At 71.3% G+C, this 15,010-nt stretch carries 13 protein-coding genes; 3 read left to right on the forward strand and 10 right to left on the reverse strand.

Annotated features, from left to right (window positions below; translation table 11 throughout):
- Window positions 1–13: 13 nt before the first annotated feature.
- The 8 genes from ACQY4O_RS10635 to ACQY4O_RS10670 form a co-directional block, all read right to left on the reverse strand.
- Window positions 14–235, reverse strand: coding sequence for a hypothetical protein (locus ACQY4O_RS10635; RefSeq protein ID WP_428376355.1), 222 nt, complete (start codon window positions 233–235; stop codon window positions 14–16).
- A 23-nt stretch (window positions 236–258) separates the two neighbouring features.
- The gene (locus ACQY4O_RS10640) at window positions 259–1,347 is read right to left on the reverse strand and encodes an ABC transporter ATP-binding protein (protein ID WP_428378168.1); all 1,089 of its coding nucleotides are present in this window, start codon (window positions 1,345–1,347) and stop codon (window positions 259–261) included.
- Between the two features lie 2 nt (window positions 1,348–1,349).
- On the reverse strand, window positions 1,350–2,894 hold the full coding sequence (locus tag ACQY4O_RS10645; protein WP_428376356.1) for an ABC transporter permease: 1,545 nt from the start codon (window positions 2,892–2,894) through the stop codon (window positions 1,350–1,352).
- 23 nt (window positions 2,895–2,917) lie between these two features.
- Window positions 2,918–3,964, reverse strand: a complete 1,047-nt coding sequence (locus ACQY4O_RS10650) for an iron ABC transporter substrate-binding protein (RefSeq protein ID WP_428376357.1) — start codon at window positions 3,962–3,964, stop codon at window positions 2,918–2,920.
- 35 nt (window positions 3,965–3,999) lie between these two features.
- Entirely contained in the window at window positions 4,000–5,418 is a 1,419-nt protein-coding gene (locus tag ACQY4O_RS10655) for a Dyp-type peroxidase (RefSeq protein WP_428376358.1), read from the reverse strand.
- Window positions 5,419–5,437: 19 nt separating this feature from the next.
- On the reverse strand, window positions 5,438–6,547 hold the full coding sequence (locus ACQY4O_RS10660; RefSeq protein WP_428376359.1) for a hypothetical protein: 1,110 nt from the start codon (window positions 6,545–6,547) through the stop codon (window positions 5,438–5,440).
- Between the two features lie 149 nt (window positions 6,548–6,696).
- Window positions 6,697–7,248 carry a PAS domain-containing protein gene (locus tag ACQY4O_RS10665; protein ID WP_428376360.1) on the reverse strand — a complete coding sequence of 184 codons (552 nt, stop codon included), beginning with the start codon at window positions 7,246–7,248 and terminating at the stop codon, window positions 6,697–6,699.
- 259 nt (window positions 7,249–7,507) lie between these two features.
- Window positions 7,508–9,178, reverse strand: coding sequence for an NAD(P)/FAD-dependent oxidoreductase (locus ACQY4O_RS10670; protein ID WP_428376361.1), 1,671 nt, complete (start codon window positions 9,176–9,178; stop codon window positions 7,508–7,510).
- Window positions 9,179–9,285: 107 nt separating this feature from the next.
- On the opposite strand from ACQY4O_RS10670, the gene ACQY4O_RS10675 reads away from it, so the two are divergent.
- Both ACQY4O_RS10675 and ACQY4O_RS10680 read left to right on the forward strand, forming a co-directional pair.
- Window positions 9,286–10,272, forward strand: a complete 987-nt coding sequence (locus ACQY4O_RS10675; protein ID WP_428376362.1) for a cation diffusion facilitator family transporter — start codon at window positions 9,286–9,288, stop codon at window positions 10,270–10,272.
- 236 nt (window positions 10,273–10,508) lie between these two features.
- Complete coding sequence (locus tag ACQY4O_RS10680; RefSeq protein ID WP_428376363.1) at window positions 10,509–10,880, forward strand: hypothetical protein; 372 nt, start codon at window positions 10,509–10,511, stop codon at window positions 10,878–10,880.
- An 11-nt stretch (window positions 10,881–10,891) separates the two neighbouring features.
- Here the strand turns inward: ACQY4O_RS10680 and ACQY4O_RS10685 are convergent, their stop codons facing one another.
- Window positions 10,892–11,851 (reverse strand): 1-phosphofructokinase family hexose kinase, encoded by a 960-nt coding sequence (locus ACQY4O_RS10685; protein WP_428376364.1) that lies wholly within the window; start codon window positions 11,849–11,851, stop codon window positions 10,892–10,894.
- Between the two features lie 224 nt (window positions 11,852–12,075).
- A complete protein-coding gene (locus ACQY4O_RS10690) occupies window positions 12,076–13,236 on the reverse strand; it encodes a PA0069 family radical SAM protein (RefSeq protein ID WP_428376365.1) in 1,161 nt (386 codons plus the stop codon).
- Window positions 13,237–13,451: 215 nt separating this feature from the next.
- Here ACQY4O_RS10690 and ACQY4O_RS10695 point away from each other — a divergent pair, with 215 nt between their 5' ends.
- Window positions 13,452–14,765, forward strand: a complete 1,314-nt coding sequence (locus ACQY4O_RS10695; RefSeq protein ID WP_428376366.1) for a chloride channel protein — start codon at window positions 13,452–13,454, stop codon at window positions 14,763–14,765.
- The last annotated feature ends 245 nt before the right edge of the window (window positions 14,766–15,010 follow it).

Genomic DNA, 15,010 nt, shown 5'->3' on the forward strand with positions numbered 1-15,010 from the left:
CCTGGGCCGGGCCTTACGGCAACGCAGGTCCACCGCCCGCCTGGATCCCGCCTTCCATCCCCATGCCGCCGTTGGCGCCTCCCGGTCCCATGCCGCCATTGCCCTGGTAGTCCGGCGTGGCGGGCCCCCAGTCGCGCTGGATCAGCGAAGCCGGCTCCGAGCCGGGCGGCAGCGGTCCGCAGGCGGACAGGAGCGCTCCCAGACCCAGGGCTGTGACGGTCCCGAAAGTCTTCATGCCGCGATGACGCACGACCGCCCTCAGATGGACGCCGTGCCGGATTGAGCAGGATAGGCCAGCACCGGCCCGTCGACCTTGAGCCTCACGACTGAGCCACATGACGGCACCGCATAGCCGGGCACCCTGGCCGACACCCGCGCATCCGCGCCCACCAGCCTGATCAGCACCAGCCCATCCCGGCCATCGAAGCCGGAGCGCTCGACCATGCCCTGCAGGCCATCCTGCGCCAGCCGGATCTGCTCGGGCCGGATCATCACCTCGACCAGCCCTCTGGCCCGGGCCAGCAGCGGCAAGGTGCCGAGCGCGCAGATGACAGCGTCGCCGGATGCCTCGCCCGGCAGCAGCACCGCGTCGCCGATGAAGCGGGCGAGTGCGGCGTCCGCCGGCTGGCGGTACAATGTCCGCGGCGTCGCCACCTGCACCATGCGTCCGCCACGCAGCACCCCTACCTGGTGCCCCATCGACAGCGCCTCCGCCTGGTCGTGCGTCACCAGCACGGCAGTGGCGCCGGCGGCGGCAAGCGCCGCGGCGACTCCGGTGCGGGTCTCCTCGCGCAGCGCCGCATCCAGCGCGGAGAACGGCTCGTCGAGCAGCACCAGCGCCGGCCCGGGGGCGAGTGCGCGCGCCAGCGACACACGCTGCTGCTCGCCGCCGGAGAGTTCGTGCGGCTGGCGACCGGCGAAGGCAGCGGACAGGCCGACCGCGTCGAGCAGCGCCTCGGCCCGGTGCCGCTGCCGCCGGGCCGCGCGCGGCAGGCCGAACAGCACGTTGGCCGCCACCGTCAGATGCGGGAACAGCGCGCCGTCCTGGGCCACGTAGCCGATCCGGCGCCGGTGCGCCGGGACGTGCAGGCCACGGCCGACCAGGCGCCGGCCGCCCACCTCGATGGTGCCGGCATCGGCACGCTCGAAGCCGCACAGCAGGCGCAGCAGCGTGGTCTTGCCGCCGCCCGAGGCGCCGAGGATCGCGAGCAGGCTACCCGACGGCACCTGCAGGTCGATGCCAGCGAGCACCGGCCGGCCCAGGAAGCTCTTGCCGAGGCCCTCGACCGCAAGGTCGGCTGCTTCCGCCCGCTTGACCACGAGATCGGCCGATCCGGCCTGTCGCATACTCACGTCGCGACCCCTGCGCCCGCACCGAAGCGGCGCACCAGCAGCCAGGTCGAGAGCAGCGACAGCGTCACCATCGTCGCCGCATAGGGCGCCGCCGCCGCGAAGGCCAGGGTGGAGGTGTCGACCCAGACCTGGGTTGCCAGCGTCCGGGTGCCGATCGGCGACAGCAGCAAGGTGGTGGTGAGCTCCGTCACCGTGGAGACGAACACCAGCGCCGCCGCCGCCCCCAGGCCGGGGCCGGCCACCGGCAGCAGCACGCGGAGGAACAATTCGGGCCACGCCAGCCCGAGCGAACGCGCCGCCTCGTCGAGCCCGCGCGGCACCTGCGCGAATGCCGCGCGCACGCCCACCAGCGCCAGCGGCAGGAACAGGATCGAATAGGCCACCACCAGCAGGCCGGCGGTCTGGTAGAGCGGCCGCAGCACCGCCACCGCCAACGACACCAGCGCCAGCGCCACCACGATGCCCGGCACGCCCTGGGCCAGGAAGCTGGTGCGCTCCAGCGCCATCACCGCGCGCCCCGGATGGCGCGCCGCCAGGAAGCCGAGCGGGATCGCCAGGGCCACGGTGAGGGCGGCGGCGGCGGCGCCGAAACCGACCGAGGCCAGCGTCGCGGATACCAGCCCGGCCAGGGTCGCGGTCACCGGGCTGGACGCCGCCGAGCCCGGCTGGGTCAGCCAGTACAGCACCATGCCGACCGGCACGCCGATGGTGAGCCCGACCAGCAGCGCGAGGCCGCCCAGCACCGGCAGCAGGGTCCAGCCCAGCCGCAGCAGGGTGGGCGGGCGCCGGGTGAAGCGGCCGACCCGGGCATAGCGGGTGCGGCCGCGCAGGGCCGCCTCGCCGGCCAGCAGCGCGAGGCCACCAAGCACCAGCACGGCGGCGAGCAGGGCGGCGCCGGGCCCGGCAAAGCCGGTGCGGTATTCGGCATAGATCTCGGTGGTGAAGGTGCGGTAGCGCAGCAGCGAGAACGCGCCGAACTCGACCAGCACGTTCAGCGCCACCAGCAGCATGCCGCCGAGCAGGCTCGGGCGCAGTTGCGGCAGCACCACCCGCCAGAAGCACCGCGCCGGACCGCAGCCCAGCGCGCGCGCGGTCTCCTCCAGCGCCGGGTCCATGCCGCGCAGGCTTGCCGCCACCGGCAGATAGATCAGCGGATAATAGGCGCTGGTCACCACCAGCAGCGCGCCGGCGAAGTCCTGCAGCCCGTTGCTCAGCGACACCCAGGCGTACGAGGTCACGAAGGGCGGGATCGCCAGCGGCACCGCCACCAGCACCGCCCAGGCCCGCCTCCCGGGCAGTTGCGTGCGCTCGACGCACCAGGCGGCGGCGGTGCCGATCAGGGCGGCCGAGACGGTGCTGGCACCGACCAGGGTCACCGTGTTGTCCAGCAACTGTCCGACCAGCGGCCGGAACAGCAGGTCGGCGGCGTCCGACGGCGCGATCCGCACCGCCTGCACCAGGATGGTCAGGATCGGCAACAGCACCAGCAGCGGCCCGATGCAGGCGGCCAGCAGCAGGGCCGCGTGCGGCGGCGGCCGCAAGCGCGCGAGCGCCGCCGGAATGGTCAGAGCAGGCCGGCCTTGCGCAGCAGGGCGACGGCCTGGCTGTCGTCGCCGAGCCGGCTCCAGCCGATATCGGGCGGCGACAGCGTGTCGAGCGGCGGCAGCGCCGCATTCGCGGCGACACCTGGGCGCAGCGGATACTCGAAGGTCACGTTCGAGCGGCCCAGCGACGCCTGCGTCGGCGCGCTCACCAGGAACGCCAGGAACCGCTGCGCAGCACTCTGGTGCCGGCTAGTGTTGAGCACCGCGGCGCCGGACACGTTCACCAGCGCGCCGACGTCGCCCGGAGCGAACTCGTGGATGGCGCTGCGCATGCCGTGCGCGCCGCGCTCTTCGCGCAGCCGCTCCCAGTAGTAGTTGTTGACGATGCCGGTCGCGACCGCGCCGCGATCCACCGCCGCCACGACGCCTTCGTCATCGTCGAAGCTCTGCGCGTTGCGCTGCAGGCCGCGCAGCCAGGCGAGCGCCCCAGCTTCGCCCTTCATCGCAATTACCGCGCTGACCAGGGGCAGGAAGTCGCCGTCCGAGGGCGCGATGCCGACGCGGCCCTTCCAGGCGGGCCCGGCGAGGTCGAGCACCGAGGCCGGCAGCGCCGTGGCCTCGACCCTGGCCGTGTTGTACGCCAGCACGTTCTGGCGGGCGAGCACCCCGAGCCACTGGCCCTGCGACGAACTATAGCGCGCCGGCACCAACGCCCGCGTCGCGGCATCGACCGGCGCGAGCAGGCCATGCTCGGCCAGCAGCTGCAGCTCCGGCGAGTTCTCGGTGAAATAGACGTCCGCGGCGGAGGTGCCCCCCTCGGTCAGCAACTGGTTGGCCAGTTCCGGCCCCTCGCCGGTATGCACACGCACGACGATGCCGGTCTGCCTGCGGAAGGCGTCGACCAGCTGATCGACGGTCTGCTCGTGCTGGCCGCTATACAGCGTCAGGGTCTCGGCCGCGCCGGCCGGGCCGGCCAATACGGCGGACAGCGCCAGCGCCGCCGGCATGGTTGCGAGCAGAACGGCGCGTCGGCCGGATGTGGCGCTGCGGCGAGGTTCGAACAGCATGCGATCACTCCAGGACAGGACAGGGGAGGCCACGGTCAGGCATTGGCGAACAGCTTCTGGCCGATGAACTCGCCGGCCGCGACGCCGCCGGGACAGGCGAACAGCCCGCTGCCGACGTGGGTTGCATACTGGTTCAGCAGGTCGAGCCTCGACATCTGCTCGAACATGCGGGTGAAGCCGGCGCGAGGATCCTGCTGGTAGGCGATGAACAGCAGGCCGGCATCGTATTCCAGGCCCTGGCGCCAGGGCGGCCAGCGCTCGGCGACCATGCCGAGCCCGTCATTGTACGAGTAGGTGCGGCGCAGGATGCGCGCGCCCTGCGCCTGTGACGCGGCGCCGAGCCGGACATGCGCGTTCTGAGCGATGACCGGGTTGCCGTCGGCGTCGGTGGCGTCGAGGTCGAGCGGATCGTCTTCGTGCAGGCCGGTGAGCGGCGCGCCGGAGGCCTTGCGGCGCCCGATCACCTGCTCCTGGAAATCGAGCTCGGTGCGGTCCCAGTGCTCCAGCGCCAGCCGGATGCGGCGCGCCACCAGGTAGCTGCCGCCACGCATCCAGTCCGGTCCGCCGGGGTCCACCCACACCACGTCGTCGAAGCTGCCATTGCCGCTGAGCCGACCGTTCGCCCGTTCCGCCATGTGCATCGAGCCGGGATTCTGCGTGCCGTCCTTGAAGCCCAGCAGGTTGCGCGGCGTCTCGCCGGATGGGCTGTCAGGCAGGAACCCGGTCTGGAGCCAGCGTAGCCGGGCGGTCCCCTGGTGCGCGCCGCTGGCCGCCGTCGCACCCGGGCGCTTGCCGCCATAGCCCATGGCGGCGTCGTCGGCGGCCGCCATGCGCGCCAGCTGGCGGATCGCGTGGAAGGCGACGAAGCTGTCATCGGCGCAGGCCTGGATGCACAGGTCGCCGCCGCTGCGTGCCGGATCGAGCTGGTCGCCGGCAAAGGCCGGCAGGTCGGCGAGCTCCGGCGGACGCTGCCGCGCCAGGCCGTAGCGGTCGCGGCCGTCGCGCTCGAACAGCCCCGGGCCGAAGCCGAAGGTCAGCGTCAGGCGGCGCGCCCCCAGGCCCACGGTCTCGCCGCTATCCGCCGGCGCCCGGTTCGCCGCCCCACCCAGGGGCTCCGCGCTTTGCCCCGCCGTCAGGCGAGCGGCAGCGCGGGTCCAGTCCTGCAGCAGCCGCACAACGTCGCTCGCCGAGCGCGTCGTGAGGTCGAAGCTCGCGAATACCGTATGGATCTGCTGCGGGGTCTCGATGCCGCCCTGGTGCGGGCCGTAGAACGGCACCTGCCCGTCGGCGGTACTGGAGCCGGCGAGCGCGGACGCGGCCGGATTGACCGACCCGGCAGGTGCGCGGCCGAGCGGCGCGGCGAGCCCGGTGCCAAGCGCCGCGCCGCCGGCGAGCAGGCCGCCGGCGGCGCCGAACAGGCCGCGACGCGAGGTCGAGAAGGGACATCGGCTCATATCGGCAATCCAGGGTCGGTCAATTGGCGAGCTGCAGCGTGTTCACGTCGTCCTCGACGTAATAGAAGCCGTCGCCGTCCGGGGTCGCGGCGATGCCGAACAGGTCGCCGCTGCCGGGCGGCGACTGCGCGCGGTCGCTGTCGAACCACTGCGCGCCGATCTGCCGGCCGGCCTTCGGGTCGATCTCCACCACCTGTCCGTTAAGCCCGTTGGTGGTCAGCAGATGGCCACCCGGCGCCTGCACCAGGGCTAGCGGGCGACGGAGCAGCCCGTCGCGGCTGATTTCGCGTCCCCGGCCGGCGCTGCCGGTTCGCGTCAACGCCTGGTCGATGGCGATGATGCGGTTGCCGATGGCGTCCGAGGCATACAGCGTCCCGTCCGCATCGAGTGCGAGGCCCGTCGGGCCGATGATGAACACGCTCTTGTCGGCCTGCTCGTCGAGCCCGTCGGCCACCACGGTCTGGCCGGCGAGGCGCGGCGCCTGACCCGGTGCATAGGCGAGGTCGAGGCGCAGGATGGTCGCCTTGTTCACCACCGGTGGCGAGCCGTCGGGGCTGCCCACGGCAAAGCCGGTGTTGCTGACGAACAGGGTGGCGCCCCCCGGATGCTCGCGCAGCGCCATGTTGCCCCAGGGGCCGTCGATCCGCGGCCCGGCGAAGCTGCCGACCAGCCGGCCGCCGCTGTCGAGCACCAGCAGGCAGCCCTGCCCCTTGGTGGCGGTGGTGCCATCCTCGCTCGGCAGCGAGCCCACGATCACGTAGCCGCTGGACAGCATGGTCATCGCGGTGGTCAGCCCGACCCCGCCCGGGCATTGCGGCCCGCTCGCGGGAAGATGCCGCGGCAACGTCGCGAAGGTCGAGAGCGCGCCGCGGTCGGGATGGTAGTCGACGATGCTGGTGCCGAGGCCCTGCAGGTTGCGGCCATCGTTGAAGTTGCCGACCAGCACGTCGCCCTGGTGTACGATGCCGGCGCTGACCGGCGCCACCACGATGGCGTACGGGTTCTGGTCCCCGTTGCCGGGCACCGTCGTGCTCAGCAGCCGATGGTGATGCAGGCGGCCGAGCACCGAGCCCGCCTCGAGGGCGTGGGCACGACGGCCGGACGGGGCGAACGCCAACAGGGCGAGCACCAGGGCAGCCGGCCGCAAGTCACGGACGTTGATCAAGGAATGCGGGCCTCACGAACGGCTGCACCGCACAATTGCGAATGCTGATGAGAGTCATTCTCATCTTCGGATAGGCTTGTCAAGCCGGCAGGCCGCCCGGCTGGACTAGCCGGCTACCGCCGGTCGGACTTGAATGTCTCGAGCGTGCCGGGTTCCAGCTTGGTCGAGAGTTCGGCCAAGCGGTGCGCAGCCGCGACGATCCGCTCCAATCCCTTCGTCTGCGCGGCGACGCCGACGCCTTCCAGCAGCGCGTGAAACTCCGCCTCCTGCGCAGGGACGAGATGGGCACTGCCAAATGGCACCTCGTTCAGCCAGACTGGCGATCCCATCGTGATGTCGAGTTGGTTGCCGAAGAAAAACAGCAACGTCCCGGCGGCATCGCGGACCGGCGAAATGAACAGCAGATTGTAGAAATGCGACCCGTCACGACGGTAGTTGACGATCCACTCGATGCATCCCTGTCCCGCTTCCAGGCACGCGCGAATGCGCGGCGGAGAGACCGGGTCGGTTCTCGGGCCCTGTAGGAAGCGGCAATTGCGACCGACAATCTCCTGCATGGGATAGCGGGTCAGTGCCGCGAACGCCGGATTGACCGCCACCATCGGCGTGTCAGGCAGATGCGGGTCACACAACACCATCGGCGCGGTGCTATGCTGCATCGCCATCGTCAGTGCGTCCCGGATTTCCTTTGCGGTCAATGGTCTAACCCTCTCAAGTCGGAAGATCCGGAGCGCTTCGTCCTGTGGAGGTGCTACGCTGCCGTCGGCGGCGGCGTGGCGGATGATGCTGCGTCATCTGGGCCAGCGAGCCCAAAAGCTTTAGCAGAGACGGCATCTGCCTTCTCCATCTCAACACCCTGTTGCATCGCCGTCGCCCGAGGATAAGGCGTAGCTTGCCGAACGCTCGCCCGCAATGCGGCCGGGATCAGGTCGGCGCGGATGCCGAGATCGCGGCCTCGCTTCGCGCCAGCGCCGCCACGACCGCCTCGGCCGCCCTGATGCCGTCGACACCGGCCGACAGGATGCCACCGGCATAGCCGGCCCCTTCGCCGGCCGGAAACAGGCCGGCGACGTTCAGGCTCTGGCCGTCCGGACCACGCGGCACCCGCACCGGCGAGGAGGTGCGGGTTTCCACCCCGGTCATCACCGCATCCGCGAGCGCAAAGCCGCGCAGGCGCCGGTCGAACTGCGGCAGCGCCTCGCGTATCGCCTGCACGGCGTAGTCCGGCAGGCAGGCCGCGAGATCGGCCGGGATCACGCCCGGCTTGTACGAGGGCACCACCGCGCCCAGAACCGTCGAGGCACGCCCGGCCAGGAAATCGCCCACGGTCTGCGCCGGCGCATGGTAGCTGCCCCCGCCGGCCTCGAAGGCCCGCATTTCCCAGTGCCGCTGGAAGCCGATCCCGGCCAGCGGACCATCCGGATCGAACCCGGCCTGCGGAGTTCTCCGAAAATCCTCCGGCACCAGCCCGACCACGATGCCGGCATTCGCATTGCGCTCGGCCCGCGAATACTGGCTCATCCCGTTGGTGACCACACCACCCGGCTCCGAGGCGGCGGCGACCACGGTGCCGCCGGGACACATGCAGAAGCTGTACACGCCGCGGCCGTTCGCGGCGTGGTGCACCAGCTTGTAGTCGGCGGCGCCGAGCACGGCGTGGCCGGCCTGCGGGCCGAACCGCGCCGCATCGATCAGCGACTGCGGATGCTCGATGCGCACCCCGATCGAGAGCGGCTTGGCGACGAGCGCCACGCCTGCCGCGTGCAGGGCGATCATGGTGTCGCGGGCGCTGTGGCCGGTCGCGAGCACGACGCACCTGGCCTCGATCGTGCTGCCGTCCGCCAGCTCCAGCCCCTCGATCCGGCGCCGGCGGTGCCGGTCGGCGCCGACGCAAAAGCCGGTGACACGGGTCTCGAAGCGGTACTCGCCGCCGAGCGCCTCGATGGTCTCGCGCATGCGCTCGACCATGCTGACCAGCCGGAAGGTGCCGATATGCGGCTTGGAGACCACCAGGATCTCCTCCGGCGCGCCGGCTCGCACGAACTCCTGCAGAACCTTGCGGCCGTAATGCCTCGGATCGCTGATCTGGCTGTACAGCTTGCCGTCCGAGAAGGTGCCGGCGCCGCCCTCGCCGAACTGCACGTTGCTCTCCGGCGACAGCGCGCCGCGGCGCCAGAAGGCAAAGGTGTCGACCGTGCGGCGGCGTACGATGCGGCCGCGCTCGAGGATGATCGGACGCAGCCCCATCTGCGCCAGCACCAGCGCCGCCAGCAGCCCGCAGGGGCCGGTGCCGATCACCACCGGCCGCAAGCAGGTCGCAGCCGGCCGGCGCAGATACCGGTAGGTGACGTCGGGGGTGCGCGCGAGCCGGCCGTCATGCGCATGCGCCGCCAGCACCGCAGCCTCGTCGCGCAGGTCGAGATCGACGCTGTACACCAGGCTGATCGCGCCGCGCTTGCGGGCGTCGTAGCCGCGCCGGGCAATGGCGAGGCCGCGCAGGGCGTCCGGCGCCAGTTGCAGGCGCCGCAGCACGGCCTGCTCGACGGCGTCCGGCGCATGGTCGAGCGGCAGCTTGATCTCGTTCAGCCTGAGCATGCCGGTCTCTACCGCAGCGCGGCAGCACTTCGCCAGATGCCGGTCCCGGAACGCTGGAGGGGGGCGATGCGGCTTGCTAGAATGACGCAGATCAAGACGGCGAGGCGATGGCTCACCTGCATTCCGACACGCACCTGCACCACGACCACGACCACGAGGATTGCGGCGGCGGCGGGCATGGCCACGCGCACGGGCCCGGTGGCCACAGCCACGCGCCGGCGAGCTTCGGACGGGCGTTCGCGATCGGCATCGCGCTGAACGCGGCCTATGTCGGCGGCGAGGCGCTGGCCGGCCTGCTCTCGCACTCGCTGGCGCTGCTGGCCGATGCCGGACACAATCTGGGCGACGTGCTCGGCCTCGCCGCCGCGTGGCTCGCACAGGGGCTCGGACGCCGGCGTCCGACCACGCGCTATACCTACGGGTTGCGTCGCTCCTCGATCCTGTCGGCGCTCGGCAACGCGGTGGTGCTGCTGGTGGTGACCGGCGCGATCGCCTGGGAGGCGGTGCGCCGCCTGCTGCTCGCTCCCGCCCCGGTCGGGGCCGAGACGGTCATGGCCGTGGCGGCGATCGGGATCGCGATCAACGGGGGCACCGCCTTGATGTTCGCCGCCGGCCGCAAGGGCGATCTCAACATCCGCGCGGCGTTCCAGCACATGGCCGCCGACGCGTTGCTGGCGGCCGGCGTGGTGGCGGCCGGTGCGGTGATCTGGTTCACCGGCTGGCTGTGGCTCGACCCGCTGGTCAGCCTCGTGCTCGCCGCGGTCATCGTGGCCGGGACCTGGTCGGTGCTGCGTCACTCGCTCGACCTGGCGCTGGACGCGGTGCCACCCGGCATCGACCGGATCGCCGTCGAGGGCTTCCTGCGGCAGCTGCCCGGCGTGGTCGACCTGCACGACCTGCATATCTGGGGCATGTCGACCACAGAGACCGCGCTGACCGCGCATCTGGTGCGTCCCGGCCCGGCGGCGAACGACGCGATGCTGCGCCAGGCGGCGGCCGATTTGCGGGCCCGCTTCGGCATCGGCCACGCCACCTTCCAGGTCGAGCAGGACCTGGACGGGCGCTGCATCCTGGCCATCGTCGGGAGCGTCTGAGCGCCCGTGCTGTGGCCTGCGTCGCCAAATCCCCGTGCTGTTGGCCTGCGTGGCCAAATCATAGTGCTTCTCGCCCCGATTGCCGATCGGCTGCCGGGGAGAACGGCGTTCCACCAGGGCCTGGCGTGATCCTGGGGCTGGCATAGTGGTTGCACTAGCGTTCCTGTCGGAGCTGCGTTCCTGTCGGAGCCGCGTTCCTGTCGGCATCCGCCGCGCCATCACGGGAGCAACGATCCATGGCTGGTCGCTTTCGCAGCAAGCTCGGGGGAGCCGTCGCGCGGACAGCCATGGCCAGCGGCCTGCTTGCCTGCATGACGGTCACCGCCGCCGCCTGTGACGGCAAGAGCTACAGCCTGGGCATCAGTGCAGGCCAGACCGTCTCCGGCGGCGGTCTGGTGGTCCGACTGGACCGCGCCAGGCTGTTCGATCAGGACCCGGACAAATACATCATCTCGGTCAAGGATGACGGCACCATCCTGGCGGATCACGTGCTGCTGGTGCAGCACGGCAGCGTCGATTTCCGCACCCGGTGCGGGACGGTGTCGATCGGCGCCGAAAGGAAGATGTTCGGCAGCGGCACCCTAACCGTGAACTGGAGCTACTTCTAGCTGGTCGCCTGCTAGCTGGATGGCGACCCGACCAGGATCAGGCCGCGCAGCCGCTCGACCGTCACCCGCTCCGGCTTTGCGGTGCCCGGAGCGGTGACCGCGGCACCCCCCGCGGCGATCCCCCAGGCGAAGGCGTCCTCCGGTGTCCGGCCATCGGCGAGCGCCATCACCATGCCGGCGAGGAAGCTGTCGCCGGCGCCGACGGTGCCGTTCACCACCACGTCGAGCGCCGGCAGGCGCAGCGTGCCGTTCTCGGACGCCAGCACCGCGCCGTTCTCGCCGAGCGTCAGCGCCACCAGCCGGGCCCGGCCGCTGCGCACGATCTCCATGGCGGCGGCCTCCTGCGCGCCGTGGTCCGGCAGCCGGCGCCCGACCACACTCTCGAGCTCGGTCAGGCTCGACTTCAACAGCTCGACCCCGCCATCGGCGAGCCCGGCGCGCAGCGCCGGACCCGAGGTGTCGAGCACGTAGCGGATCGCCCGGCGGCGAGCCACCTGGCCGAGCTGGGCGTAGAAGTTCTCCGGCGTGCCGGGCGGCAGGCTGCCGCTGGCGATCAGCCATCCGGCCTCGAGGTGCTGCGCCGCGTCGAGCATCGCGGTCCAGTCAGCCTCGACCAGGGTCGGTCCCGCCGCGATGAAGCGATATTCGTGGCCGGTCGAGGCGTCGGTGACGGTGTGGCTGGTGCGGGTGCGGCCGGTGATCTGCACGGTCCGATGCTGCACGCCGCTTTCGGCGAGCAGCTCCTCGAGCAGCCGGCCGCTGGAACCGCCGGCCAGCACCAGCGCCAGCGAGCTGCCGCCGAGCGCATGCATCACGCCGGCCACGTTCACGCCGCCGCCGCCCGGATCCTGCCGCTCCGCGAAGGTGCGCAGCTTGTGCGTCGGCCGCACGCTCTGCGCCTGCGAGGCGATGTCGATGGTCGGATTCATCGTCACGGTGGCGATCAACGGCAAGGCGGTGAATGGCGGCATGCACGGCACTCGAAACAGTCCGACGCATCATGGACCCGCTTGCCCGTCGAATAAAAGCCGGCTCAGAGACCGTTCGATAATGCTACTATGCCGGCAATCCGACGCGCCTTTCTGCGCTTCCGGTGCTCATGGCCCAACGGCCACTCCGCTCCGGTTCTCGAAAGCCACGCCGGCCGGCGCCGTTGGCGCCTCTCACTCGGCATAGCGCATTCTCAAACGGTCTCTCAGAACAGCGCCATCTGCGCAGGCTGCGCGCGGCGCACCCCCGGCCTGCGCAGCTCGGGCCGGCGTCCCCCCTCTCGGTGCGTCGCATCCGGCGGCGGCCGGAACTGCGAGGTGTCCAGCGGCGCGCGCCCGTGCAGGCCGAGCCTTGCTGCCACCCGCCTGAACCGTTGCGCCAGCATGTCGGCATAGACGCCCTGGCCGCGGAAGCGATGGCCGAAGCGGCTGTCGTTGAGCGCACCCGCGCGCGTCTCGCGCACCAGGTTGAGCACGTGCCGTGCCCGCTGCGGGTAGTGCTGGTGCAGCCAGGTCTCGAACATCTGGCGCAACTCGAGCGGCAGCCGCAGCAGCACATAGCTCGCATCGCACGCGCCCCGGGCCGCGGCCGCCTCCAGGATGCGCTCCAGCTCGGCGTCGTTGAGCCCGGGGATCATCGGGGCGGCCAGCACGCCGGCCGGGATGCCGGCCTCGCCCAGGCCGGCGATCGCCGCCAGCCGCCGCGCCGGGGTGGCGGCGCGCGGCTCCATACGCCGCGCCAAGTCGGGATCCAGCGTGGTGACCGACAGCCAGACCCGCACCAGCCCGCGCCGAGCCAGCCGCGACAGGATGTCGGCGTCGCGCAGCACGCCCGCCGACTTGGTGACGATGCTGACCGGGTGGCCGAAGCGCTCCAGTACCTCCAGCACCGAGCGGGTCAGCGACAGGGTGCGCTCGACCGGCTGGTACGGGTCGGTGTTGGAGCCGAGCTGGATGGTGCGCGGCACGTAGCCCGGGCGGCACAGTTCGCGCTCGAGCAGCCGTGCCACCTCCGGCTTGAAGGTCAACCGTGTCTCGAAATCCAGGCCCGGCGAATAGCCGAGATAGGCGTGGCTCGGCCGCGCGTAGCAATAGACGCAGCCATGCTCGCAGCCGCGATAGGGATTGACCGCCCGGTCGAAGCCGAGATCGGGGCTCTGGTTCCAGGCAATCGCGCTGCGGCTGGCATCGCGTGCGAGCGTGGTCGCGACGGCGGGCGGCGCCAGCGTCTCCGCGCCGATGCTGTCCCAGCCATCGTCGAACGCCTGCGAGCTGGTGCGCTCGAAGCGGTTGCCGACATTGCCGGACACGCCGCGACCGCGACGCACCGCTTGCGTGGCTTCGACGGAGCCCGTGTGGTCCTGCATCGGCGATCCTCTGCGCTGCCGGGGGAGGTTCCTTTCGACGATGGCCGGCCAGCACGGTGGGCGCAAGAACAAATGCGGAACATAACCTGAAATGGCCCGAAATTTCCCGGGATGGCCTGAAATTTCCCGGAACGGCCCGGAACAGCCGAGAATGCCCCGCAATGCGGCGTCGGGTCACTCGCCGAGGTCGGCCGCGCGGGCTAAAGCGGACGGCGATGCAGGTCAGTTCGTCCACCATCCTGCGCCGCCTCTCGCGGCGCACCCGGCATATGAGCCTGTTCTCGCGCCGGCAGATCGGCCGGCGCGCGACCTACCGGCTCGGCGGCATCCTGGTAGGCCTGCTCGCGGTGGGCTTCGCCGGAGCCGCCGACCATGTCGACCTGTGGCGGCAGCAGCTGGTTGCCGCCGTCGGGGGCCCTGTGATGCTGCTGCTGGCGCCCGGCGGCCTCGCGGCCTCGATCTGGCTCACCCGCAGGCACGCACCGGGTGCCAGGGGCAGCGGCATCCCGCAGGTGATCGCGACCCTGCACATGACGGACGCCGGCGCCATCGACAGCGTGCTGTCGTGGCGCAACGCGATCGGCAAGATGGCCATCACCCTGCTAGGCCTGTTCTGCGGCGCCTCGATCGGACGCGAGGGCCCGACGGTGCAGATCGGCGCGACCCTGATGCACCTGCTCGGCCGGCGCCTCGGGGTCGGCGAGGCGTCGGCGCGCCGCGCGCTGATCCTCGCCGGCGGCGCCGCCGGGGTGTCGGCCGCGTTCAACAGGCCGCTCGCCGGGATCGTGTTCGCGATCGAGGAACGCAGCCACTCGTTCGAGAGCCGCACCAGCGGCACCATGCTGACGGCGGTGATCCTGTCCGGCCTGACCAGCCTCGCGATCGTCGGCAACTACAGCTATTTCGGCCATGCCGATGCCGCCCTGCCGGTCGGCGCGGCGTGGATCGCGGCCCCGCTCTGCGCGGTTGCGGGCGGCGTTGCCGTTGGCCTGTTCAGCGCCTTGCTGGTGCGGTTCGCCTACGGCCTCCCGGGTTCTCTCGGCCGCGCCGGCGCCGCGCACCCGGTGCTGTTCGCCGCCCTGTGCGGCGTGCTGCTGGCGATCCTCGGTCTGCTCTCCGGTGGGCTCATCTACGGCACCGGCTACCAGCAGGCGCGGCACATCGTCGATGGCAGCGCGCACCTGCCGGCGAGCTTCTTCGCGCTCAAGTTCGCCGGCTCGCTGATCTCGTACTGCTCGGGGATCCCGGGCGGCATCTTCGCACCCTCGCTCGCGGTCGGCGCCGGCATCGGCGGCTGGGTCGCACACTTCCTCCCGCAGGCCGCCCCCGGCATGGTGGTCCTGCTCGGCATGGCGGCGTATTTCTCCGCGGTCGTGCAGGCGCCGCTGACCGCGACCGTCATCGTCATGGAAATGACCGACAACCAGCAGGTCACGGTGGCGCTGCTGGCGACCTCGTTCCTGGCCTTCGGCATCTCGCGCCTGATCTGCCGCCGCCCGGGACGATGCGGTATCCTCGCGCGCTGCTAAAAACTCGGGAACAAGTCGTCCGTAGCGCAACGAGTGAAGGCCAAGGGCTTTGCCCCTGGACCCGATCAAAGGCTAGCCTCTGAAATCCTTGAATTTAAGAATCGGGGTCTGGGGCCCCCACTGCTCCAAGACGAGGCCCCAGCGGGACCAGGGCAGCGCCCTGACCTTGCCTTCATCAGCAGCCTGCTAGAGTGCTAAGATGCCAAACCCGCGCAACGATTTGCGGCAGTCCCAGCTTGCAATCG

It is taken from the genome of Lichenicoccus sp. (assembly GCF_965277665.1).
In the GTDB taxonomy this organism is placed as follows: Bacteria; Pseudomonadota; Alphaproteobacteria; order Acetobacterales; family Acetobacteraceae; genus Lichenicoccus.

Coding starts and splice junctions, on each gene's coding strand:
- ACQY4O_RS10635 (WP_428376355.1), bottom strand. CDS start 235: ATGAAGACTTTCGGGACCGTCACAGCCCTGGGTCTGGGAGCGCTCCTG.
- ACQY4O_RS10640 (WP_428378168.1), bottom strand. CDS start 1,347: ATGCGACAGGCCGGATCGGCCGATCTCGTGGTCAAGCGGGCGGAAGCA.
- ACQY4O_RS10650 (WP_428376357.1), bottom strand. CDS start 3,964: ATGCTGTTCGAACCTCGCCGCAGCGCCACATCCGGCCGACGCGCCGTT.
- ACQY4O_RS10655 (WP_428376358.1), bottom strand. CDS start 5,418: ATGAGCCGATGTCCCTTCTCGACCTCGCGTCGCGGCCTGTTCGGCGCC.
- ACQY4O_RS10665 (WP_428376360.1), bottom strand. CDS start 7,248: ATGGCGATGCAGCATAGCACCGCGCCGATGGTGTTGTGTGACCCGCAT.
- ACQY4O_RS10670 (WP_428376361.1), bottom strand. CDS start 9,178: ATGCTCAGGCTGAACGAGATCAAGCTGCCGCTCGACCATGCGCCGGAC.
- ACQY4O_RS10675 (WP_428376362.1), top strand. CDS start 9,286: ATGGCTCACCTGCATTCCGACACGCACCTGCACCACGACCACGACCAC.
- ACQY4O_RS10680 (WP_428376363.1), top strand. CDS start 10,509: ATGGCTGGTCGCTTTCGCAGCAAGCTCGGGGGAGCCGTCGCGCGGACA.
- ACQY4O_RS10685 (WP_428376364.1), bottom strand. CDS start 11,851: ATGCCGCCATTCACCGCCTTGCCGTTGATCGCCACCGTGACGATGAAT.
- ACQY4O_RS10690 (WP_428376365.1), bottom strand. CDS start 13,236: ATGCAGGACCACACGGGCTCCGTCGAAGCCACGCAAGCGGTGCGTCGC.
- ACQY4O_RS10695 (WP_428376366.1), top strand. CDS start 13,452: ATGCAGGTCAGTTCGTCCACCATCCTGCGCCGCCTCTCGCGGCGCACC.